We start from the raw sequence: 21,802 nt of genomic DNA, 5'->3' as shown, positions 1-21,802 counted from the left end.
TAGCTCGACGGAGTGGGGGTCGACTGTTCACGCTCTGCCACGCCCATCGTTGCGCCAGACGCCATCATCGGCCATCAGTTCGCTCAAAATACCTTCCCGCAGGCCACGATCGGCGACGCGCAGCCGCTCGGACGGCCATACGGCGCGGATCGCTTCGAGGATAGCACAGCCGGCCAGTACCAGATCGGCGCGATCGGCACCGATGCAAGGGTTGGCGCAGCGCTGCTGGAAATCCCAGCCAACCAGTCTTTCGACCATGCGGTCGACGCTGTCGCGGTCCATCCACAGCCCGTCGACACGGCGGCGATCGTAGCGCTCGAGTTCAAGGTGGACACCGGCCAGCGTCGTCACCGTTCCGGACGTGCCCAGCAGATGGAAATTCGGGCTGGCCTTGAGATGGCTCAGCCGATCGCGACCGTCGAAGCTGGCCAGCCGGCCGGCAACGTCATCGACCATGGCGGCGAAGATCTCGCGCGTCACCGTGCGGCCGCCAAAGCGCTCGGCCAGCGAGACGACGCCGACCGGCAGCGACGTCCACGACACGATATGATTGGCCAACCTCGGCGAACGGCGGCCGGCGAGATCGATGAGCGCGATTTCCGACGAACCGCCGCCAATATCGAACAGCACGACGCCTTGGGTGTCGCGCTCGACCAGCGAGCCGCAGCCGGACACCGCCAGCCGCGCCTCGGTCTGGCGGTCGATGATCTCGAGCTTCAGGCCGGCCTCGCGTTCGACGCGGTCGATGAATTCGACGCCGTTTTCGGCCGTGCGGCAGGCCTCGGTGGCGATCAGCCGGGCTTTTCTGATCTTGCGGTTGCGCAATTTGTCGCCGCAGATTTTCAGCGCCTCGACCGCGCGGTCCATCGCCGGCTGGCCGAGCCGGCCATTGGCGGTGAGCCCCTCGCCCAGCCGGACGATGCGCGAAAAGGCGTCGATGACGCGGAACTGGCCATGCCGCGTCGGCACGGCGACCAACAGCCGGCAATTGTTGGTGCCGAGGTCAAGCGCCGCAAACACCGGAAGCTCATGGACCGGCGGTCGACGGGCGCCTTGTTCCGGCCGCGGCACAAGAGCGGCGGGCGAGACCACCGCTTCCGCCGGTCTGTGGGCCTCCGCCGCCGGGGCACCGGTTTTGCCTGGCGCCGGCGATCGATTCTCCGCGGGACGCGCTTCGTCGCGCGCAAAAACCTTGCGCCCGCGCCTTCGCTTGCGCCGCTTCTTGGGCTTGCCTTTGTGGGGTGCGTCGCCCGCCTGCCCGTCTGCCGAGCGGAGCTCCGTCGGGCGGCGTTGCTGCCAGCTTGCGTTCCCCGGGTCAGCCGACCGCTGGGAAGCGCTGGACACGCCCACCTCCGGCGCGCCGGCGCCGGTATCGTGGTCTTCCACTGTCGTTCCTTCCGGCGCCGCGCGAACCTATGATAGACGCAGCAGGCGCTTCAGTGTTTTAAGTTGTCGCCAGACTAACAGCGCCGTGCCCGATCACCAAGAGCCGCATGCCGAATTTTACCGGCAGGCCGCTGACCGCCGTTCCGGCGCGGCCGCTGACCGCCGTTCCGGCGCGGCCGCGTGATGAATCCGCGCGCCGCAGTTGCCGGCGCAACGCCTGCCGGCATCTCTTTCGGGCGCCCCACGGACAAATCTTGCCGGCCGCCGCTGCGACAAGGGTTCGCGGTTGAATAGCCGGCTTCGATGAGGCATTTCTGAAATGAGCGGAAGAATCCGGCGCAGCCGGCCTCCCACCAGCCACGAAAGGAAGCGGACCCCGCAACGCATGGCAGTCAGGCAATGAACTGGAGACGCTATTTCTGGCCGGTCGTCGGCATCGCCGCGGTGATCTTCTCGCTGCTGCTGCTCTGGCACGAACTGCGCGGCATTTCGCTCGACGATGTCTGGGACGGCATCGCTGCCATTCCGACCCGCGGCTGGGTCCTTGCCGCGCTGAGTTCGATCATCGCCTATGCCTCGCTTGCCGGCTACGATCACATCGCGCTTCTGCATATCGGCAAGCGCGTGTCGTGGCTGTTCGTCACGCTGTGCTCCTTCACCACCTATGCGCTGTCGCACAACATTGGCGGTTCGGTGTTCTCGGGCGCCGTCATCCGCTACCGCGCCTACGGTACCAGGGGCCTGACCGGACAGGATGTCGGCGTGCTGGTGGCGGTCTGCTGGATCACCTTCGTGCTGTCGACGATTTTGGCCTCAGGCCTCGTTCTGGTGTTCGAGCCTGAGATACTCGACCGATTTTCCGGCATCGCCCATCATGGCCTGTCCGAAGCGGCCGGTATCGCGATGCTGCTGCTCGTCGCCGCCTATGTCTTCGGCAGCTGGCTGCATCTGCGCCCGCTGAAGATCGCCAGCTTTCAGCTGCATTATCCGGCGCTGCCGATCGTCGCCCGGCAGTTGCTGATCGGCCCGATCGAACTGCTGGCCGCCGCCGCGATCATCTTCTTCGCCCTGCCCGCAGCCCACAATCCCGGCTACTTCGTCATACTGGGCGTCTTCCTCGTCTCCTTCTCGATCGCGCAGATCTCGCATGCGCCGGGCGGACTCGGCGTGTTCGAGGTGGTGTTCCTCGCCGGCCTGTCGGACATGGATCCGGTCGGCGTGCTGGCGGCGCTGCTGGTGTTCCGGCTGTTCTATCTGATCGTCCCGCTGATTCTGGGCCTGGGCATCGTGCTGTTCTTCGAACGCTCGCAGTTCAGCCGGACGGAGCCTTGAAGGCTGGAATTGGACTAGGCGCCGCGCGCCGGCATCTGAAGTGTGGCGTCCTGTCGAAACGTGCCATTGAAGCACAGAGCAGGCTTGACTATTTTCCGCTGGCGGCTACAAGGCAGCGCTCACAGCGGCTTGCCCGCTCGGCCCGCACGGTTTTCACGTTTATCGTGATATTCAAGATCGTGCCTGCTGGGGAATAGGTTAACGGTAGACCCACGGACTCTGACTCCGTTAGTCCTGGTTCGAATCCAGGTTCCCCAGCCACTCCTCTTCTCTCGATCAAAACAATCACCAACGCTCATCATCGTGAAATGCTCCCTGGCGACCACCTGACGGGATCCCAGCTATGGTGGGTTGCGGCGGGGTGACATTTATAGGATCGTCAAAGGATCGAAATTATCGAAGGAAGAACGGAATGCGCGCTTTGGTCTTCATCGGATTTCTGATGTTCGTTACTTTCTTGGTTGGCTGCACGACAGACAAGGGGAATGCCAGTCAAACCCAGACTGCGGAAGACAAGGCGCAGTGTACCGGCTTTGGTTTTAAACAAGGCACGGATGCTTTTGCCAATTGCATGATGAAGCTTTCGTCGCAGCGACAAGGCCAACAGCCCCAAGATCACGATGCACTCCTTCGCCGGTATAAGTCCTTAAGTATGGCTCGGCGCGGTGATGACCGGTATCCTGTATGCAGCGCCTCCGACATGGACAATGAACTCGATACTTCGGCAAATAAATGGATTGGCCCCAATTGCCAGATGGCACCAGATTAAGCGAGTGGAGTGCTGTACCAGCGACCCCGTCGAACGCGCCAAGCGTGAAATTCAAGACACCGCCAGCAACACCAGTCGATCCGACGAGCCGGCATATTTATTCCGGCGTTCGCCGCATCGCGCGCCGTGTCGTCACTTACCCTGCCTTCCTGTAGGCCGCCTCGGCTGCGTGATTTCCTTCGATGAAGCCGAGGCCGATTCCGGTCGCGCTCCACTCCCGGCACCCGGCCTCTGCTACATCGAGGAGCATGGAGCAAACGCGTAATGGTCAGTGACAGCCGATTCATTCTCGAACGCATCAGCCAAGGCTGCGTGACGCTCTCCGACGACGAATTCGTCATCGACAGGCTGGTCAAGTATTTCGGCAATGGCAGGATCCGCTGGCATGTCGAAATCCGCGGGCATCGCATCGAGCTGACGACAGGCCAGCTCAAGAAGCAGCCGACCTTCCGCAGGAAGATGCTCGAACAGGCTGGGATGCTGCCGCCCCAGCGTGCCGGGACCGACTACAGGCGATGGGCACTCGATCTGAGGAAGAATGCGGTCGAGCTTCCGTGGCGGGATAGGCCGGTGGACGTCGGCTTCGCCATCGACAGGCTCACCAGCCACGGCGACGGGCGCTGGACGGTCGAATACCAAGGCAAGACCATCAAATTCACGACGACGAAACTCCGCAGGCAGGTGAGTTTCCGCAAACGCATGCTGGCCAAGGCCAAGGTGCTGCCGCCCGAGTTGACCCCGGCTGCTTATCGGAAGTGGATGGACTGGCTCATCCAAAACGCCACCGAGGCTGCTCCGCAGGCCGGCGATGCCTTGATGACGGAGAAAAGCTGGCTTGACGACCTGCCTGAGCTAGCCGGCTGGCAAAACGAAACGGTGCCCGAAGAGACCGGCTAAGGGCGGCGATAGTCTCCAATGCAAGCAGCGATGGCACTCGTTGCGTTTGCCATGCCTGCCAGTTTCGGCACACATTGATGGCGAAGGAGTCTGACCAGAGCTGGCTCGCTGGCAATCAGAATTGAAATGAGACGACATGGACCGCTTCGACCTCGGCACCTACCGCCGCCCCATCTCCACTCGCTCGACAGAAACCCAGCGTTGGTTCGATATTGGCCTTAACTGGTGCTACGGCTTCAACCATGAGGAAGGCATCAAGTGTTTTGAGAAGGCGCTGGAGACGGATCCTCACTGCGCGATGGTTCACTGGGGCATCGCCTATGCCGCTGGACCTTTCTACAATCTGACCTGGAAGGAACATGGCGAGGCCGAGGCCGACAGCGCGACCAAGCGCTGCTTCGAGCATGTCCAGCTGGCGCGGGCCAATGCGGCTGCCGCCAGTAAGATCGAGAAGCGGCTGATCGAGGCGCTGGCCGCCCGCTTTCAGAAGCCACACCGGGTGAGCCCGGACGAATTCGAACGGTGGGATGACGCCTATGCCGCCGCGATGCGGCTTGTGTACAGGGACTTTCCCGACGACCATGATGTGATGGCACTGCTGGTCGAAGCGCTGATGATGCGCACGGTGCGGCGGCTGTGGAACCTCAAGACCGGCGCGCCGGCGCCGAATTCCGATGTCGTCGAGGCGCTCGACGTCTGCGAGCGGTCGATCCGGCTTGCCGATGAGGCCGGCGCAGCACAACATCCGGCGATCGTCCACCTGCACATCCATCTCCTGGAAATGTCCACGATGCCGGAGCGCGGCATGCGGTCAGCGGATCTGCTCGGCGAGATGTGCCCCGATGCCGGGCACATGAACCACATGCCGGGGCACATCTATGTGCTGTGCGGCGAGTATGAAAAGGCAAAGCGCGCCAGCGAAAAGGCGGTGCGCGCCAATGACCTCTATCTCGCCTATGCCGACGAGCCGACCTATTATTTGCTCGGCTGCTGCCACGATCTGCATCTGATGATGTTCACCTGCATGTTCCTGGGCCAGTACCAGCCTGCACTGTGGGCAGCCGACAGGGTGCGCAGCTTGGTCGGGCGCGACGTGGTCGCCATCCCCGGCCGGCCCAAGCTCACGCAGACGGTGGAAGGCTACCATGCGATGAAATCGCATGTGCAGGTGCGCTTCGGCCGCTGGCAGGAGATCATCGACGAACCGATCACCGAGGAGCCGGGCCTCTATGTGCTGACGGCGGCCATGCAGCGCTACGCCAAGGGTGTGGCGCATGCGACGCTCAAGCATTTCGCTGAGGCTGAACGTGAGCGCGAAGAGTTCCATCGGCATCTGAAAGGCATTGCGCCCGAGCGGCGCTTCCTCAGCAACCCGGCGCAAGCTTCGCTGGCTGTCGGTGCCGCCCTGCTCGACGGCGAGCTGGCGTACCACCAGGGCCGGCATGAGGAGGCGTATGGCCATTTGCGGCAGGCGGTCGAGCTTGACGACAATCTGTCCTACACCGAGCCGTGGGCCTGGATGCACCCGCCGCGCCATGCGCTGGCGGCGCTGCTTCTCGACCAGGGTCACGCGCAGGAAGCAGAACAGGTCTATCGCGACGATCTGGGCCTGAGCGGCACGGTGCAGCGCTGTGCCCAGCATCCGAACAATGTCTGGGCATTGCACGGGCTTGTGGAATGCCTGAAACGGCGCGGCGAGACCGATGAATTGCCGACATTGCAGACAAGCCTTGCAGCGGCGCTGGCCAAGGCGGACGTACCGATCACCTCGTCCTGCCTGTGCAGGACGAGCGCGCAGCAAGGCTGCTGTCACTGACGCGAAGTCTGCCTGTCGCCACTGTTGCGGCCGATCGGCTAGAGCAATTCCAGGAAAAGTGTGAAACGGTTTTCCGTCCGGAATTGCGTCAAAACAAGGAGTTAGAGCGGGTCGCCGTTTCCGTGAAACGGTGAACTGCTTTAGCCAAACAATTGTCGACCAGATCGTCGTTGGCGGTGGAAACCTCGCCGCCCGGGTATGTCACCTGCCGATCAGCCAAGGCTCCATGCTGCGTCGTCCCACGCCTTCGATCAGCACGGAGCAGTCTATCTCATCGTGAAGTTGGGCGTTTGGGTCAGACGAAAGCCAGGAAGCATAGGAGCGAAGCTGCTTGAGCCTGGCTGTTTTCTCAAGCCGTGCCTGGCGCTCATCCTCGGCTGATTGAGCCGGTCCTTTGTTCTTCTGGGCAGGAAATTGCATCCTGGCTCTCCTCGGTCACCGAGCCTGTGGAGACGGACTCAATCGGGCGTTGGCCCGTTGTCGCTCCGGTCTCTGCGGTTCTGAAGCCAACACATGCGCTGACGGGAGTCGCCATTCATCTTGATGATGGCGGCCCCTTATCAACAATGCACCCGCGCCACCGCCGGGTGCTCCTGGTCCGGGTTCACTGCGCGCACAGCACTCGGCAGTCGGACGCAACTGCAGGAAATGGAACCAGATCGGCCGTGCGACGTCATAGAAGCAGGTGCCCATACGGGAGTGTGACCTCCATGATCAGGCTCGTTCTTGTCGCGGTCGCCATGCTCGTCATCGCATGCGATGCAACGGCGGCGGCAAAACTGGACGCGGCCGCCGTCAACAACGCCCAATTTGACGGCAGCGAAGCGAAAGGCGTCAGTGCGACCGTGCTGAAGGCGCAAATCCTCCTGGATCGTGCACGCTTCTCGCCAGGCCTGATCGATGGCCGCCAGGCGGAGAACTTCACCCGGGCAGTCAGTGCGTTCCAAGCGGCCAACGGATTGCCTGCCGACGGCAAGCTCACCCGCGAGACATGGGACAAGCTGGTCGCGACCTCCTCGCGCCCCGCGATTGAGACCTACGATTTGACACGCAAGGATGTGCATGGGCCGTTCACCAGGCGAATTCCGGCGCGCATGGAGAGGATGGCCCGCCTGCCCAGGCTGGCCTACCACAATGCCCTGGAAAAGATGGCGGAGCGCTTCCACATCAGCGAGCAACTGCTTGAACGGCTCAATCCCGGCATCGGCTTCAGGAAGGCGGGGCAAAAGCTGCTCGTGCCAGCTGTCACCCGAGGTGATCCGCCGCAAGACATCGCGAGCGTCGAGGTCGACAAGAGCGCTCGCCAGGTTCGGGTGCTTGACCCTTCCGGCAAAGTGCTTGCGACGTACCCCGCCTCGATCGGAAGTCAGGAGAAGCCCGCGCCGAGTGGCCAGGCGGAGGTCAAACGCGTGGTGCACCACCCAACTTATCATTACGATCCCGAGTTTGCCTTCAAGGGAGTGAGGAGCAAGCGCCCCTTCACGATCGCTGCCGGGCCAAACAATCCGGTGGGATCGGTCTGGATCGACTTGTCCATCGATAGCTACGGCATTCACGGGACTCCGGACCCAGGCAAGATCGGAAAGACCTTCTCGCATGGTTGCATCAGGCTGACCAACTGGGATGCCGAAGACCTCGCCTCCGAAGTGCAAAAAGGCACAAAGGTCGTCTTCAAGGACGAAGCGGCAGGATCGGTCGAACAAGGATCGCAGTAGGTAGGCGCTACGGCCTACCCACTTTCGACCGTGTGACTAGTCACACGGTCGTGTGACTGGCGTCGCCGAGGGCGTGGAGCGGCCCCTTACCCCAGCCACTTCTCGTAGTCGGACACCAGCAGATGGATCGGGGCAACGTCTTCGTCGATGTTGGAAAAACGGCCGATCGGTTCGCGAAACACATTGTCGGTGAGATCGTCGTTGACGGTCGAGACCTCGCCGATCAGCACATCCTTGCCCTCGGCCCAAAAGGCATGCCAGACGCCGGGCAGCAGCGTGACGCTCTGGCCCGGGTCGAGCTTCAGGAGCCCGCCCGCAGGCAGCCTGTGGATGGTTCCGTCGACAGGCACCGAAACCTCGGCCTTGGGATCGATGCCGCCGTCGCGGTCATGCATAAACAGTTCCAGCACCAGCTTGCCGCCGCCACGGTTGATGATGTCCTCGGCCTTGATGTTGTGGCGATGCATCGGCGACAGCTGGTCCTTGCGCGAGATCATGATCTTCTCGGCATAGAGCATGCCCATGCCCTTCTTCATGTCCTCGTAGCGGCCGTTGCGAACGGTGAACAGGAACAGGCCGAGTTCCCTGAATTTCTCCTGACCGTAATCGGTGATGTCCCAGCCGAGCCGCGAGGTGAACACCGCCGACGAGTCGACCTGGCGCGCCTTCGCCTCCTGCGGCGACCAATAGGCGAAGGGCGGCATGATGTAGCCGAACGAGCGGATGAAAGCGTCGGCTTCGCGGATGATGTCGTTGATGGCGGAGCGCTTCATGATCATGATCCCTTCGTATCGATTTGTCTGGCAAATCGCATAGCCGAACGTCGATGCGGTGTCGATCCATCTCGCCGCCTGCCCGGCCTTGCGCTTAGGCGCATGGACCACAGATCCGCTTCGCTGGCCGCGTGACATCGCGGATTTTCAGGGCCATAAAACCCGCGGATTCCTCATGGGGTGAAAGATGATGCCGACCGTCCACGACCTCGATACGCCGTCGATTCTCATCGACGCGACGCGCGCCGAAGCCAACATTGCCCGCGCCCAGGCGCATGCCGACAAGAACGGGCTGAAGCTCAGGCCGCATATCAAGACGCACAAATTGCCCTATTGGGCGAAGAAGCAGGTGGCGGCCGGCGCCGTCGGCATCACCTGCCAGAAGATCGGCGAGGCCGAGGTGATGGCCGATGCCGGGCTGACCGATATTTTTCTTCCCTACAACATCCTTGGGCGCGCCAAGCTGGAGCGGCTTCTGGCGCTGCACGGGCGCGTCACCCTGTCGGTGACAGCGGACAGCATGGAGACGCTCGAAGGGCTGGCAGCCACCTTCACCGATGCCGGTCATCGCCTGCCGGTGCTGGTCGAATGCGACACCGGCATGGGACGCTGCGGCGTGCAGTCGGCCGATGAAGCGGTTGCGCTGGCAAGACAGATCGACAGAGCCGGTGGCCTCGCCTTCGGAGGACTGATGACCTACCCGGCCGCCGGGAAGGCAGCGGAGGCCGAAGCCTGGCTCGCCGACGCCAAGCAGGCGCTGGCCGCATCGGGCCTCGCCTGCGAACGCATCTCCAGCGGCGGCACGCCGGATATGTGGCGCTCCAGCGATACATCTGTTGTCACGGAGTATCGTCCAGGCACCTACATCTATCTCGACCGCTATCAAGTCGCCAAAGGCGTCGGCACGCTCGACGATTGCGCGCTGACGGTGCTGTCGACGGTGGTCAGCCATCCCACCGCGACGCGCGCTATCCTCGATGCCGGCAGCAAGGCGCTGTCCAGCGACACGCTGGGTCTCGCCGATTTCGGCGAGTTGCCCGGCGTGCCGGGAGCGCGGGTGACGGGCCTGAGCGAGGAGCACGGCACCGTCACGCTTTCGGGTGACGGCAAATTGCGCATCGGCGAGCGCGTGCGTGTCGTGCCCGACCATTGCTGCGTCGTCACAAACTTGTTCAACGAGGTCAACCTGGTCGACGGCGACAAAGTGCTGGAAACGCTGCCGGTGGCGGCGCGCGGAAGGATGGGGTGAACTAAGAAGCGTCTTGCCTTCTCACACAAGGGGAGAAGGGGGAGAGCGCTCCGCCTGCCGTGCCGCGACCCTGCGCATGGCAATCACCCGGCGACGGCGGATTTCGGTGCGCATCGCCATCAGGTGCAGCGCGAAGAACAGCACGGTGAAGCCGAGCGCCATGACCAGCAGCGGCCACAGCAGGCTGGGGTCGATGGTGGAGCCGCCCATGCGGAACACCGAGGCCGGCTGATGCAGCGTGTTCCACCAGTCGACCGAGAACTTGATGATCGGGATGTTGATGAAGCCGACCAGCGTGATGATGGCGGCGGCCCAGGCGGCGCGGCTGGCATCGTCGAGCGCACGGGTCAGCGCGATGATGCCGAGATACATCAGGAACAGCACGAAGACCGAGGTCAGCCGCGCATCCCAGACCCACCAGGTGCCCCACATCGGCTTGCCCCAGATCGAACCGGTGATCAGCGCCAGCGCGGTGAAGACCGCACCGATGGGTGCGGCTGATTTCAGCGCGACATCGGCCAGCGGATGCCGCCAGACGAGCGTGCCGAGCGCCGAGACCGCCATCAGCGTGTAGCACATCATGGCCAGCCAGGCGAAAGGCACGTGGATGTACATGATGCGGACGGTGATGCCTTGCTGGAAATCCTCAGGCGCGGCAAAGCTCATATAGAGCCCGACTGCGAGGATCAGTGCGGCGATCGTGGCCAGCCATGGCACGACCTTGTCCGCCAGCCCGACGAAGCGCGTCGGGTTGGCGAGATCCATCCAGCTTGTCAGGCGTGAAGTCGTGTCGCTCATGCGGTTCTACATAAACCGCCGCGGCGTTCGGGGCAATCGAGCGGTGGTGTCGCAGGGCTGCAGCGCTTTGCCTTCTCCCCTGTGGGAGAAGGCAGAGACGTGCCTGATCAGGCGGCCGCTTCCTGCTGTTGCAGCACGGTGCGGCTGAGGCGGCGGACCTCCTCGTCGTTGAGCAGGCCGCCAGCGCGCAGCAGGCTGGCAAAGCGGCCATTGCGCAGCGACAGCTCGGTGAAGCCGCCCATCTCGACCACCCTGCCCTTGTCCATGAACACGACCAGATCGGCGTCGCGAACGGTGGTCAGGCGGTGGGCGATGATGAAGGTGGTGCGGTCGCGGCGCAGTTCGTCGATCGCTTCCTTGACGCGGTCCTCGGTCTCGACGTCGAGCGCGCTGGTCGCCTCGTCGAGCACCAGGATCGGTGCGTCCTTCAGCACGGCACGGGCAATGGCGATGCGCTGACGTTCGCCGCCCGACAGCTGGCCGCCACGTTCGCCAACCACCGTGTCGTAGCCATTGCTCTTGGACAGGATGAAGTCCTGTGCGGCAGCCGCATTGGCAGCGGCATGGATCTCGTCATTGCTTGCATCGGCGCGGCCAACACGGATGTTGTCCTCGATCGAGCGGTTGAGCAGGCCGGCATCCTGGAACACCGTGGCGATCGAATGGCGCACCGACTTGCGGGTCACGGTGCGGGTGTCGATGCCGTCGATCAGGATACGGCCATGGGACGGCGAGAAGACACGCTGCAGCAGGTTGATGAGCGTGGTCTTGCCGGCACCCGTCGGGCCCACGATGGCGACGGTCTGGCCCGCCTGCACCTCGAAGGACACGTCGTCGATGCCTTGGCCGGAATTGGCGAATTCAAAGCCGACATTCTCGAAGCGCACATGGCCGGTGACGTTGGAAAGATCGCGCAAGCCGTCCGGCTCGGCGGAATCAGCCGCGGAGTCCTCGAGATGGTAGAAATCCTCGAGCTTGGCACGGGCCTCGGAAATCTGGTTGGCGAAAGCCGACATCTGGTCGAGGCGAGCGATCAGCATCGTGGCAAAACCGGTGAAGGCAATGACGTCGCCGACACCCAACTGACCATGAGTCACGAGATAGGAGCCGATCGACAACACGATCAGCATCGAGATTGCCGATGACAGACGGTGCAAGGCATTGGCCAGCGCCCACCAGTCGAGCACAGGGTTCTGCGCGTCGAGTAGGTTCTTGACGTAGCGGCGCAGCGTATCGGCCTCGTGACCGAGGCGATTGTAGCTCTGCAGCACCGCAACGTTGCTGACCGAGTCGGTCACATGCGCGAACACCTTGTGGTAGTGGCGCTCGACCGCGGCCTGGCCCGCCTTGGTGCGGCGCATGACCATCCGGCCGATGCCGACATAGAGCAGCCCGAGGCCAAGCAGCACCAGCGACATGCGCAGGTCCATGCTGATCGCGGTCGGGACCAGCAGCACGAGGGCGACAGCCGTGGACAGATGCTGGCGCATGAATTCGAGCCAAAGGCTGAACAGGGTTTCGACGGCGCGCAGCATCGTGTGCAGCGCATTGGAGGTGCCGTGCTGATGGTGCCAGGCGAGCGGCATGGTGATCACGCGCTCGAACGACTCGCAAAGCACTTCGCTGCGTCGAGCATGGGCGAAACGGTCAGCGCCGCGCGCCACCATGACGAAGGCAACGATGTTGAAGGCGCCGAGACCGGCCCACATGACCAGCGTGGTGAAGACAGAGCCACGCTCGGAGATGGCGCCGATGACGCGACCGAACATAATCGGCTCGAGAAGCGCTACGATGGCGAGAGCCACGTTGGCCGAACAGATCAACGCAACGCGTTTCCTGTCCGCGGCCAGATAACCGAGAGCTCGCCAGTAGATTTGCAGAAGGGTCACCCCAGTTACTCCGCCACGCTGTTTATTGTGCACTGCATCATTTTATTCGTACCGGTTGATACGTCGCAAAACAATGGCCGTGTACCCCTTCAGTTCCCTTAGAGCGAACAAAAGATGGCGACGTTCCGAAATCTGCCGTGATCACCTAACGGTTTGAGAAGACAGGTAAAATGTCAGGCATGCGGCGAAATCATGGCAGTTGGCACGTGCTGCCATAATTTTAATCAGCAACAATGTCGGGCGGATGACTGAGGCCGAAATCGCCTTTCGCGAAGTATAAAGCAAAACAAAGCTGCAGGATGCCCTTCCAGGCGAAGGGTGGCCAAACCCTCACCGCTCGCGGCTACTCCTATGGGACGCCTCAAGCCTTTGATTTCATAGACTTCTCGGCGAGATGCCCGTCAACGGCAGACGGCAACGCCAGGCGGGATGGGGCCTCTCATCCGCCGTGGTGACAAAAGTCGCGGCCCGGACCCCCGCTCCGAGCGCATGCTTTTTGGGCAACAGGCCTCAGGCCGGGATCCTGATGACCACCTCGGCAACTTCGCCGTCCTTCAGCTCGACTGCCGAAGCCTTGGTCTTTGCCCCATTCACCTCCAGCGACACGGCCTTGGCCTTGTTGTCGCGGATGACGCGAACCTTGAGTTCCGCCCCCAGCATTTTGAGATTTGCCGAGTACCCATCCCAGTGGCTTGGCAGCTTCGGCTTGAACTGGACACGCTTGCCGCGCCGTTCGATGCCCAGAATGCCTTCGACCGCAGCCCTGTAGAGCCAGCCGGCAGAGCCGGTGTACCAGGTCCAGCCGCCACGGCCGCCCTTGCCGTTGCCGGCATTGTCGTCCCCGGCATAGATGTCGGCCGCCACGACATAGGGCTCCACTCGATAGTGCTCGGCCGTGGCCTCGTCGGTCGCGTGGTTGACGGGGTTCAGCATCGAGAAACAACGATAGGCCTCGTCGACCTGCCCCATCTCTGCAAGCGCGATGACGAACCATGTGGCGGCGTGGGTGTACTGGCCGCCATTCTCGCGCACGCCAGGCGGATAGCTCTTGATGTAACCGGGGTCCTTTTCCGTCTTCGAGAATGGCGGCGTGAACAGCTTGACGATCTTCAGCTTGTCGTCGACGAGCAGCTTCGTTGCTTGCTCCATGGCGGTGGTCGACCGTGCCGGGTCGCCCTCTCCCGAAAGCACACTCCAGGACTGGGCGATCGAGTCGATCTTGCACTCCTGCGAGTTGCGAGACCCCAAAGGCGTGCCGTCGTCGAAACTGCCGCGCCGGTACCATTCGCCGTCCCATGCGGTGCTCTCAAGCGCCCGCTTCAGAACATCGGCATGCTTTGCCCAGGCCTGTGCTCGCTTGGCATCACCCTCGGTCTTGGCGACGGGGGCGAAATCGCCTAGCGTCTTCAGCAGGAACCAGCCGAGCCAGACGCTCTCGCCCCTGCCGTGCTCGCCGACGCGGTTCATGCCGTCGTTCCAGTCGCCGCCGAGGATCAGCGGCAGGCCCGCGGGGCTGCTGCGCTTGATGGCGAGATCGAGCGCACGCGCGCAATGGTCGTAGAGCGTCGCTGTCTTCTTCGAGATTTCCGGGGTGAAGAAGGCATCGTGCTCGCCCTCGCCCAGCGGCTGTCCATCGATGAAGGCCAATTGCTCCTTGAGGATGGAGGCATCGCCAGTGACCAGCAAATAGCGCGCCGTAGCGTGGGCAAGCCAGACCACGTCGTCGGAGATCAACGTGCGTACGCCAGCACCCGTGCGCGGCAGCCACCAGTGCTGCACGTCGCCTTCGGGGAACTGCCGCCGCGCCGCGTTGAGGATCTGGTCGCGCGCCAACTGTGGGTCATGCACCAGCAGCGCCAGCGTATCCTGCAACTGGTCGCGGAAGCCGAAGGCGCCGCTGGCCTGATAGAAGGCCGAGCGGGCGCGGATGCGGCAGGCCAGGCTTTGATAGGGAAGCCAGTGGTTGACCATGGCGTCGAGCGCCTTGTCGGGCGTCTCGACCTGGATGGTGTCGAGGAAGCCGCGCCATTCGCGCTCATTGTCGGCCAATCGCTGGTCGAAGTCCTTGGCCCGATGCTCCTGCACCAGCGCGCTCGCCTCCTCGACCGACTCGGCGTCGCCGAGCAGCCAGAGCAGCGTCACGTCGCCGCCTGCCGGGATCTCGACGTCGCGGGCAATCGCCGCGCACGGATCGTCGCCGGCCTCGACACGGCCAGACAGCGCCGCACCACTCAGCACCGCCTGCGGTAGCTCGCTGGAACCATGCCGGCCCAGGAACTCCGATCGGTCTGTGGTCACCGAATGGACGCCGCCGTCGGCCGCCAGGAAGGCCACACGCTCGCCGAAATCCAGCCCATAGGGGTTTTGTGCCAGCAGCGCACCGGTTGCCGCGTCCCGCGACGGGACGATGGTTGCCGCAGTGCGCGACCGATGCCCGCCGAGCACCCATTCGGCATAGGCATAGACACGCAGCCGCGCCGGCACCGAGCCGGAATTCTGGATGCGCAGCCGCGAGATCTTCAGGGAATCGACCGGATCGACGACATGGGTAAGGTCCATCGACAACGGTCCGCGCTTCGAGCGGAAGGTCGAGAAACCCTGGCCGTGCCAGGCCTCGTAGGTCATCGAGGGATCGCGCACCATGGCGGCGAGCGGCGAGAATGCCTTGCCGCTGGCCTGATCGTAGATATAGAGGCCCTCGCCCGGGCGGTTCGAGACCGGATCATTCGACCACGGCGTCAATTGGTAGTCGCGGCTGTTTCGGCTCCAGGTGAAGGCTGCGCCCTCGGCGGAGGTGTGGAACCCGAACGAGGCGTTGGAGACGACGTTGATCCACGGCTGCGGCGTCGTGCGCCGCCCGGCCAGGCGCACGACATAGTGCCGTCCGTCGCCGTCGAAACCGCCAAAGCCGTTCCATTGGCTGAGTCCGCTGCCATCGGCGCTGACATTGGCCACCGCCTGCGAGGCAGGAGTATGCGTCGTGGGTGTCGGCGACGGCAATTCACGCGGAATCGGCAACGTTGCCAGAGCATCCCGCGCCTGCAGGGCCGCCGCCTCGGCGCGCTCGATCTGGTCGAAGATGGTGCCGTTGCGCGTGTGCAGGACGACGCGGGCGACGGCGAGCAGCGTCTTGTAGGTGGTCTCGTCCATAAGATCGCGGCGCACCGCGAAAATGTGCTGGCGCGGCCCGAGCTCCTTGCCGCGCAGACGGCTGTTTTCGCACAGCGTCTCGACCGCCCGCTGCAGGTCCTGGACATAGGAGGACGCCTGCTCGTTGACGACGACGAAGTCGATCATCATGCCGCGGGTGCGCATATATTCCTGGAACCGCAGCGCCTGGGCGACGATTTCGAGATCGGCGACATCGCCGATCCTGACCAGGAAGATCGGGAAATCGCCGGAAATGCTTGTCGGCCACAGGCTCGACTGCTTGCCCAGCCCCGAGGCGATGGATTCGGCGGGAAGACGCAGGAACGGATCCGGATAGATCAGATAGCGCGCCAGCTTCTGCACATTGGCGGCATCGGTCAGGCTGAGGCCCATATGGCGGGTCTGCACCTGGCTGCGGGTCCAGGCAAGCATGGCCTGGCGGGCAAAGCTCTCCGGATGGTCGAGGCGGGCGATGGCTTCGTCCAGTTCGGCACGGCCGGCGCCGACGACTGTCCAGAAGGTCAGCGATATCTTCTTGTTGGCCGGCACGCGCACCTGGCGGCGCAGCGAGGCGACGGGATCGAGCGTAAAGCCTGAGTGGCCGCCCAGCCTGGCGCCCGGGTCGAAAGCGGCTGCGTCGACGATGGTGCGGCCACGGCCGATGAAGGCGCGCCTGTCGGTCTCGGCCTCGGCGTCGCGCGCCGATCCGGACGGATCGGTGACGAAATGCACCATGGCGATATCGGGCTCGCTGGTCTCGCGCTTGCGCCGCGTGGCGAAGATCGCCGCGTTGTTCGCAGAGATTTCGGTTTCCACGAACATCTTCGAGAAGGCCGGATGCGCGTTGTCGGACGCCTCCAGGCCGAGCACCAGCTCGGCAAAGGAGGTCACTTCGATGTGACGGTCGGACGGACCGTCATTGTAGAGCGTGACCCGACGGCCCTCGCCATTGCCTTCCGAGATGACGATGCATTCGACCTCGGAGCGCAACGTGCCCACCGATTTGACGAAGCTCGCCTTGTCGTCGGAGAACAAGGTCTGCGCCTTTTCCTCGGCGGCTCGCTTCGGTTCGGCTGTAGCCGACCACCAGTCGCCGGTGCCGGCGTCACGCAGGAAGATGTAGGAGCCGAGCCGGTCCTCGGTCGGATCCGGCTGCCAGCGGGTGACGGAGAGATCGCCCCAGCGGCTGTAGCCCGAGCCGGTCGCGCTGACCATCACCGAATAGCGGCCGTTCGACATGACGTTGGTCGACCGCAGCGACTGCAGCGGATTGAGCACGATGCGGGTGTCGGGGCTGTCGACTTCGGTCTCGTCCTTGGAGCGTTCGTCGGCCTCGGTCCTGACGGTCGCTGTCGGGATGTCGCGCGGCGCCCTCTCCTGCAGCAAGAGTTCGGCCGATTCGATGACCGGATCGCTGTGGAAGCGGTCGCGCATGCGACCTTCGAAGATGGCGTCGGCAACCGCCGCGATCGACATGCCCGAATGGTGGGCCATATAATTCTGGACGACGACATGGTCCGTGCCTTCCGGCACGCGCTGTGGCGTGAAGTCGACGGCATCGTAGTAGCCGTGGCGGCCGAGCGCCCCGATCTCCCGCAATCGGGCGAGATTCAGCACGGCTTCACGCGGATTGAACTGGGCCGCCAGTATGGTGGCGTAAGGCGCGATCACCGTGTTCTGGCCAAGACCGCGCTTCAGCCCGAGGCCTGGAACGCCGAAATTGGTATATTGGTAGGTCAGTTCGCGGTCGCGGGCATTGTAGGCGGCCTCCGAAATGCCCCACGGCACGTTCTTCTGGCGGCCATACTGGATCTGGCGCTTGATGATCAGCTTGCTGGTCTGGTTGAGGATCGAGCCCTGCGGCTCCTTCATGACCAGCGGCGGCATCAGATATTCGAACATCGAACCGGACCAGGACATCAGCGCGCCCTGGAAACCGATTTCGACGATCGGCCGGCCAAGCCTGAACCAGTGCTCGGTCGGCAGATCGCCCTTGGCGATGGCGAACAGGCTGGTCAGCCGTGCTTCGGAAGCCAGAAGGTCGTAGCAGCTTTCGTCGAGCTGGTGTTCCTCGACCCGGTAGCCGATCGACAGCAGCTTGCGCTCCGGCCGCATCAGGAAGGAGAAATCCATCTCGAAGGCATAGCGGCGGGTGCGCTCGCGTAAGGTGAGCAGCTTGGCACGCAGCGCCTCGACGGCATTGTCGTCGCTGTGCGCGTCATGGACGTGCGCTTCGCAGGTGGCTTCCAGCCTTGCCGCCCAGTCGACGATGACGTCGCTTTGGGGCGACACCGCCTCGGTATGGATGGCGGTGGCCAATTTTCGGATCTCGCCGGCCAGCACGGCCAGGTTGATGGTGCGGATCGACGCCATTTCGGGCTGCGCCTTGATGGTGTCGACAGCGCGCCGCATGCCGTCGAGACGGTCGGCGAGGCGCTGGCGCAGCGGGCGCAGCTGACGGCGGTCGTCGGGCAGATCATCGAGGCTTTCGCTGAGGATGGTGACCGTGTCGAGAATGCCTTCGAAATCGCCCTGGAGGTGCACGGAGGGCGCCTCGGCCCATTCGGCGCAGGCCGCCGCCACCGCCACCAGATGGCCGGCGAGATTGCCGCTGTCGACAGCCGAGATGTAGAGCGGATAAAGCGGCTTCAGCGTCGTGGTGTCGTACCAGTTGAAGAGGTGACCGCGCTCACGCGGCATGCCCTCGATCGTGGCCATGGTGGCGTCGATGCGGGTGATGGCGTCGGACAGGCTGATCCAGCCGAAGTCGCGGGCGGAAACGACGGACAGCAGGTAGACGCCGATATTGGTCGGCGAAGTACGAGGCGCCACCACCGGCGCCGGGCTTTCCTGGAAATTGTCGGGCGGCAGATGGTGATGCTCTGCCGTCACGAAGCTTTCGAAATAGTGCCATGTGCGCCGCGCCACCGTGCGCAAAGTATGGATATCGGCCTGCGATATGCGCAAGCGATCCTCGGTTTCAGCCGAACGGCTGATCCAGCTGGCGATGGCGGGCGAGCCAATCCAGAACAGGGCAAAGAAGAAGGCAACGAAAGCGCCGGTCGAATCGGCCAGCACCGGAATGGCAAGGCCGACGAAGCCGATGATCACGGCGCCATACATCATGCCGTAATAGGAACCGACATCGTTGTCGCCCGCCTTGTGCGCCTGCGAGGCGGTGCGCCATTCCAAAAGGTTCTGGCGGCTGACGAACAACCGGTAGAGCGTGCGCACGATGGCATCGCCCATCATCCAGGCGTTGTGCGCCATCAGCACGATCTTCAGCGCCACCATGGCGGTGCCGAAGGCGACGTCGCGTGCCAGGGCCGAGAAATGGCCGCGTGGCGTCTGGTCGCCGCTCTTGGGCAGGATGGCGTTGACGATGTCGAATGTCGGCGCCATGAACAGGCTGAGGATCAGCAGGGCCTGCCATTGCGCGGCCTGCGTGAAGGGCAGCAGCGTCCAGCCGGCAATCGCCGCCATCACCCAGAAGATCGGCGTCAGCGAGCGGCGCAGATTGTCGATCATCTTCCAGCGCGACAGCGCCGGCACGCCGGAGCGCGGATCGAGCATGAAGCCGAGCAACTGCCAGTCGCCGCGCGCCCAGCGATGGTGGCGCGAGGCGTCGACCGAGTAGCGGGTCGGATAGTCCTCGACCAGTTCGACGTCGGTGACCAGCGCCGAGCGCGCCAGCGCGCCTTCCAGCAGATCGTGGCTGAGGATGGTGTTTTCCTCGATGCGGCCCTGCAGGGCGGCCTCGAAGGCGTCGACGTGATAGAGGCCCTTGCCGGTGAAGGACCCGTCGCCGAAAACGTCCTGATAGAGATCGGACACGGCAAAGACATAAGGGTCGAGGCCGCGATTGGCCGAGAACACCCGCTGGAAGAACGACGCATCATCGCCTGATGTCAGCGACGCGGTGATGCGCGGCTGCAGGATCGCGTAGCCGGCGGTGACGACGCGCTTGCTGGCATCGAAATGCGGCCGGTTGAGCGGGTGGCAGAGCTTGCCTACGAGGGTGGCGACCGCGTCACGGGTGGTGCGCGTGTCGGCATCGAGCGTCATCACGTGGACGACGTTCTCCGGCAGCGGCACGTCGAGCGGCAGGAACGTGGTGTCGCTGTCGCCGCGCAGCAGAAGATCGAGTTCATGCAGCTTGCCGCGCTTGCGCTCCCAGCCCATCCACGACCCTTGCGCCGCATTGAAGAGCCGGCGCCGGTGCAGGATATAGAAGCGCGGCGCGCCTTCGGAGGGATAGCGTGCGTTGAGACGAGCGATCTCGGCACGCGCGAATTCGAGGATTTCGGTGTCGGCAGCATCGATCTCGGTCTTCGAGTCCGGCCAGTCCGACAGCAGCGCGAAATGGATTTCATCGGCCGTGTTGGCGAGATGATGCACCTCGATATTGCGGATGTTTTCCTCGACATCGTCGCGCGAGCCGATCAGCGACGGCACCACCACCAGCGTGCGCGCCTCTGGCGGCACGCCGTGCCGGTAATCGTAGCCGACGAGGCGCGTCGGTTTCAGGAACAGCGAAACGACCGTGTTGAAGAAGGCGAGCGCGCCCTCGCTGGCCGGCACGGCAAACAGCGCCAGCATCAGGACGATCGAAGGCACCGACAGGCCGAGATTGGCAAGCGCATTGCCTGAGAGGACGAGAAGCAGCGCCGTCAGCGCAAACACCGGTACGACGATGCCGAGCCAGCCGGTCTTGCGGAAGGCACGCTTGACTGTCTGGCTGATGGTGGGTCGATAGCCGATCGCCTTCTCCAGCTCGAGCCGGCGTGGGCCGACGAGAAAGAAGCCGACATCGGTGTGGGCGGACCCGGTTAAAACGACGTCGCCGTCGCCATCGCTGGCGGCGTGGCCGGCCAGCTCGATGGCCTTCTCGGCGACGCGATATTCCGAAAGGTTCGAGCGGCGCGCCAATTCCTCGATCGCGGTCCGGTACTGGTCGCGCGAGAAGAAGTCGAGCGCGGCGAAATCGGTGCGCTCGCGCAGCACGGTGTCGATGCGGCTGACGCCTTCGAACCACACGGTCCAATCGACGTCGTTGATGAGGCGCAGGCCGCGAATGATGTTGCCCGTCGTCACATTGCCGCTGGACAGCGTGTGATGTTCGGAAATGATGATTTCCTCGGCATCGGAGCCGGTCTTTTCGAGCTCGCCTTCCAGCCATTCCAGAGCCTTGCCGGCATTCTGCGAGCCATCGCGCAGGCGATAGAGCAGCTGGGTGGCGAAGGTGGTGTCCTGTGCGTGTGCGCTGAAATTGGACAGGATCGACTGCCGGTCCGCGCTGTCGTCGGTGGCCAGGACCTTGTCGGCCACATCGTTGGCGATCTGGCGCATCTGACGGGTTCGGTTGACCCTGACCGCCAGCCGGCGCAGATTTTCGATCAGCACGAAGCGCAACAGCGAAGGCAGCGCCCAGAGTTCGCCGATCTTCAGCGGCTCGACCGACTGAAAACCCTGGACGATGGACTTGAACATCGTCGCCGAAACGGAACTGTCCGAATGTGCGACATAGGTCCAGGCCAGCGCCAGCGCGCGCGGCACGCTGCCGCCGTCAGGCAGCTTCAGGGTCGGCAACTGGCGATAGAAGCGGCGCGGCAGGTCGCGCTTGACCTGGAAAATGGTCTCTTCGACCAGGTAATTGTTGTCGAGCAGCCATTGTGCCGCCGGCGTGATCGTCTCGCCCCTCGCCTGCGCCGCATTGGTCGACCGGTAGACTTCCAAAATCTTCTTGGCGCTGTCGCGGATACGGGCCTGAAAATCGAAGGGCGTCAGCCCGAACAGATCTGTGAGGTCGCCTTTCGCCAGGCTTTCACCGAGCAGCCGAAGGCGCTCTTCGGGCAGGTAATTGGAGCGGATCGGCTCTTCGGTGATGGCCGGGAAGCTCGCGCTTGTCTTCTCGATTTGGGCAGGATTCGTCTGAATATTCATTGAAAATTCCGTAAGCGGGCACTGAGCGGCGTCACCGCCACGGCAATGGCCCTAAAACCGGTTCAAATGCAATTGGTTGCATAAA

The 21,802-nt window shown here is 63.5% G+C and carries 12 protein-coding genes and 1 tRNA gene; 7 read left to right on the top strand and 6 right to left on the bottom strand.

Going from position 1 to position 21,802, the window contains the following annotated elements; all coding sequences use genetic code 11:
- Nucleotides 1–27 precede the first annotated feature (27 nt).
- Nucleotides 28–1,386 carry a Ppx/GppA phosphatase family protein gene (locus A4R29_RS10740; protein WP_063171884.1) on the bottom strand — a complete coding sequence of 453 codons (1,359 nt, stop codon included), beginning with the start codon at nucleotides 1,384–1,386 and terminating at the stop codon, nucleotides 28–30.
- A 399-nt stretch (nucleotides 1,387–1,785) separates the two neighbouring features.
- Here A4R29_RS10740 and A4R29_RS10735 point away from each other — a divergent pair, with 399 nt between their 5' ends.
- The 5 genes from A4R29_RS10735 to A4R29_RS10715 all read left to right on the top strand — a co-directional run bounded on the left by A4R29_RS10735 (nucleotide 1,786) and on the right by A4R29_RS10715 (nucleotide 6,200).
- Entirely contained in the window at nucleotides 1,786–2,718 is a 933-nt protein-coding gene (locus A4R29_RS10735; protein ID WP_027162446.1) for a lysylphosphatidylglycerol synthase domain-containing protein, read from the top strand.
- A 187-nt stretch (nucleotides 2,719–2,905) separates the two neighbouring features.
- Nucleotides 2,906–2,979 (top strand) — tRNA-Gln (locus A4R29_RS10730).
- 151 nt (nucleotides 2,980–3,130) lie between these two features.
- On the top strand, nucleotides 3,131–3,487 hold the full coding sequence (locus A4R29_RS10725; protein ID WP_024505762.1) for a hypothetical protein: 357 nt from the start codon (nucleotides 3,131–3,133) through the stop codon (nucleotides 3,485–3,487).
- A gap of 264 nt (nucleotides 3,488–3,751) precedes the next feature.
- A complete protein-coding gene (locus A4R29_RS10720; protein ID WP_013532291.1) occupies nucleotides 3,752–4,384 on the top strand; it encodes a hypothetical protein in 633 nt (210 codons plus the stop codon).
- Nucleotides 4,385–4,520: 136 nt separating this feature from the next.
- Nucleotides 4,521–6,200, top strand: coding sequence for a hypothetical protein (locus A4R29_RS10715; RefSeq protein WP_063171883.1), 1,680 nt, complete (start codon nucleotides 4,521–4,523; stop codon nucleotides 6,198–6,200).
- A gap of 201 nt (nucleotides 6,201–6,401) precedes the next feature.
- Here A4R29_RS10715 and A4R29_RS32990 read toward each other — a convergent pair whose 3' ends face one another.
- The gene (locus tag A4R29_RS32990; RefSeq protein ID WP_082827374.1) at nucleotides 6,402–6,620 is read right to left on the bottom strand and encodes a hypothetical protein; all 219 of its coding nucleotides are present in this window, start codon (nucleotides 6,618–6,620) and stop codon (nucleotides 6,402–6,404) included.
- Nucleotides 6,621–6,910: 290 nt separating this feature from the next.
- Here A4R29_RS32990 and A4R29_RS10710 point away from each other — a divergent pair, with 290 nt between their 5' ends.
- Nucleotides 6,911–7,915: a L,D-transpeptidase family protein gene (locus A4R29_RS10710; RefSeq protein WP_013532293.1), complete on the top strand. Its 1,005-nt coding sequence runs from the start codon at nucleotides 6,911–6,913 to the stop codon at nucleotides 7,913–7,915.
- A gap of 86 nt (nucleotides 7,916–8,001) precedes the next feature.
- Here A4R29_RS10710 and A4R29_RS10705 read toward each other — a convergent pair whose 3' ends face one another.
- Entirely contained in the window at nucleotides 8,002–8,688 is a 687-nt protein-coding gene (locus tag A4R29_RS10705) for a D-lyxose/D-mannose family sugar isomerase (protein WP_013532294.1), read from the bottom strand.
- A 190-nt stretch (nucleotides 8,689–8,878) separates the two neighbouring features.
- Between A4R29_RS10705 and A4R29_RS10700 the strand changes: the two genes are divergently transcribed.
- Entirely contained in the window at nucleotides 8,879–9,937 is a 1,059-nt protein-coding gene (locus tag A4R29_RS10700; RefSeq protein ID WP_063173644.1) for a D-TA family PLP-dependent enzyme, read from the top strand.
- Between the two features lie 21 nt (nucleotides 9,938–9,958).
- Here the strand turns inward: A4R29_RS10700 and A4R29_RS10695 are convergent, their stop codons facing one another.
- The 3 genes from A4R29_RS10695 to A4R29_RS10685 form a co-directional block, all read right to left on the bottom strand.
- Complete coding sequence (locus A4R29_RS10695) at nucleotides 9,959–10,735, bottom strand: heme ABC transporter permease (protein ID WP_027162453.1); 777 nt, start codon at nucleotides 10,733–10,735, stop codon at nucleotides 9,959–9,961.
- 107 nt (nucleotides 10,736–10,842) lie between these two features.
- The gene (locus A4R29_RS10690; RefSeq protein WP_013532297.1) at nucleotides 10,843–12,624 is read right to left on the bottom strand and encodes a glucan ABC transporter ATP-binding protein/ permease; all 1,782 of its coding nucleotides are present in this window, start codon (nucleotides 12,622–12,624) and stop codon (nucleotides 10,843–10,845) included.
- A 510-nt stretch (nucleotides 12,625–13,134) separates the two neighbouring features.
- Nucleotides 13,135–21,717 (bottom strand): glycoside hydrolase family 94 protein, encoded by an 8,583-nt coding sequence (locus tag A4R29_RS10685; RefSeq protein WP_063171882.1) that lies wholly within the window; start codon nucleotides 21,715–21,717, stop codon nucleotides 13,135–13,137.
- Between the last annotated feature and the right edge of the window lie 85 nt (nucleotides 21,718–21,802).

The organism is Mesorhizobium ciceri biovar biserrulae, from assembly GCF_001618845.1.
GTDB classification, from domain to species: Bacteria; Pseudomonadota; Alphaproteobacteria; order Rhizobiales; family Rhizobiaceae; genus Mesorhizobium; species Mesorhizobium ciceri.
The sequence above is the reverse complement of the archived record's forward strand: the minus strand, read 5'-3'. Positions and strand labels throughout refer to the sequence as shown.

What these genes read in the sequence shown, in the direction of transcription:
- A4R29_RS10725 (WP_024505762.1), top strand. Translation starts at nt 3,131, where the DNA reads ATGCGCGCTTTGGTCTTCATCGGATTTCTGATGTTCGTTACTTTCTTG.
- A4R29_RS32990 (WP_082827374.1), bottom strand. Translation starts at nt 6,620, where the DNA reads ATGCAATTTCCTGCCCAGAAGAACAAAGGACCGGCTCAATCAGCCGAG.
- A4R29_RS10705 (WP_013532294.1), bottom strand. Translation starts at nt 8,688, where the DNA reads ATGAAGCGCTCCGCCATCAACGACATCATCCGCGAAGCCGACGCTTTC.
- A4R29_RS10695 (WP_027162453.1), bottom strand. Translation starts at nt 10,735, where the DNA reads ATGAGCGACACGACTTCACGCCTGACAAGCTGGATGGATCTCGCCAAC.
- A4R29_RS10735 (WP_027162446.1), top strand. Translation starts at nt 1,786, where the DNA reads ATGAACTGGAGACGCTATTTCTGGCCGGTCGTCGGCATCGCCGCGGTG.
- A4R29_RS10700 (WP_063173644.1), top strand. Translation starts at nt 8,879, where the DNA reads ATGCCGACCGTCCACGACCTCGATACGCCGTCGATTCTCATCGACGCG.
- A4R29_RS10715 (WP_063171883.1), top strand. Translation starts at nt 4,521, where the DNA reads ATGGACCGCTTCGACCTCGGCACCTACCGCCGCCCCATCTCCACTCGC.
- A4R29_RS10710 (WP_013532293.1), top strand. Translation starts at nt 6,911, where the DNA reads ATGATCAGGCTCGTTCTTGTCGCGGTCGCCATGCTCGTCATCGCATGC.
- A4R29_RS10685 (WP_063171882.1), bottom strand. Translation starts at nt 21,717, where the DNA reads ATGAATATTCAGACGAATCCTGCCCAAATCGAGAAGACAAGCGCGAGC.
- A4R29_RS10720 (WP_013532291.1), top strand. Translation starts at nt 3,752, where the DNA reads ATGGTCAGTGACAGCCGATTCATTCTCGAACGCATCAGCCAAGGCTGC.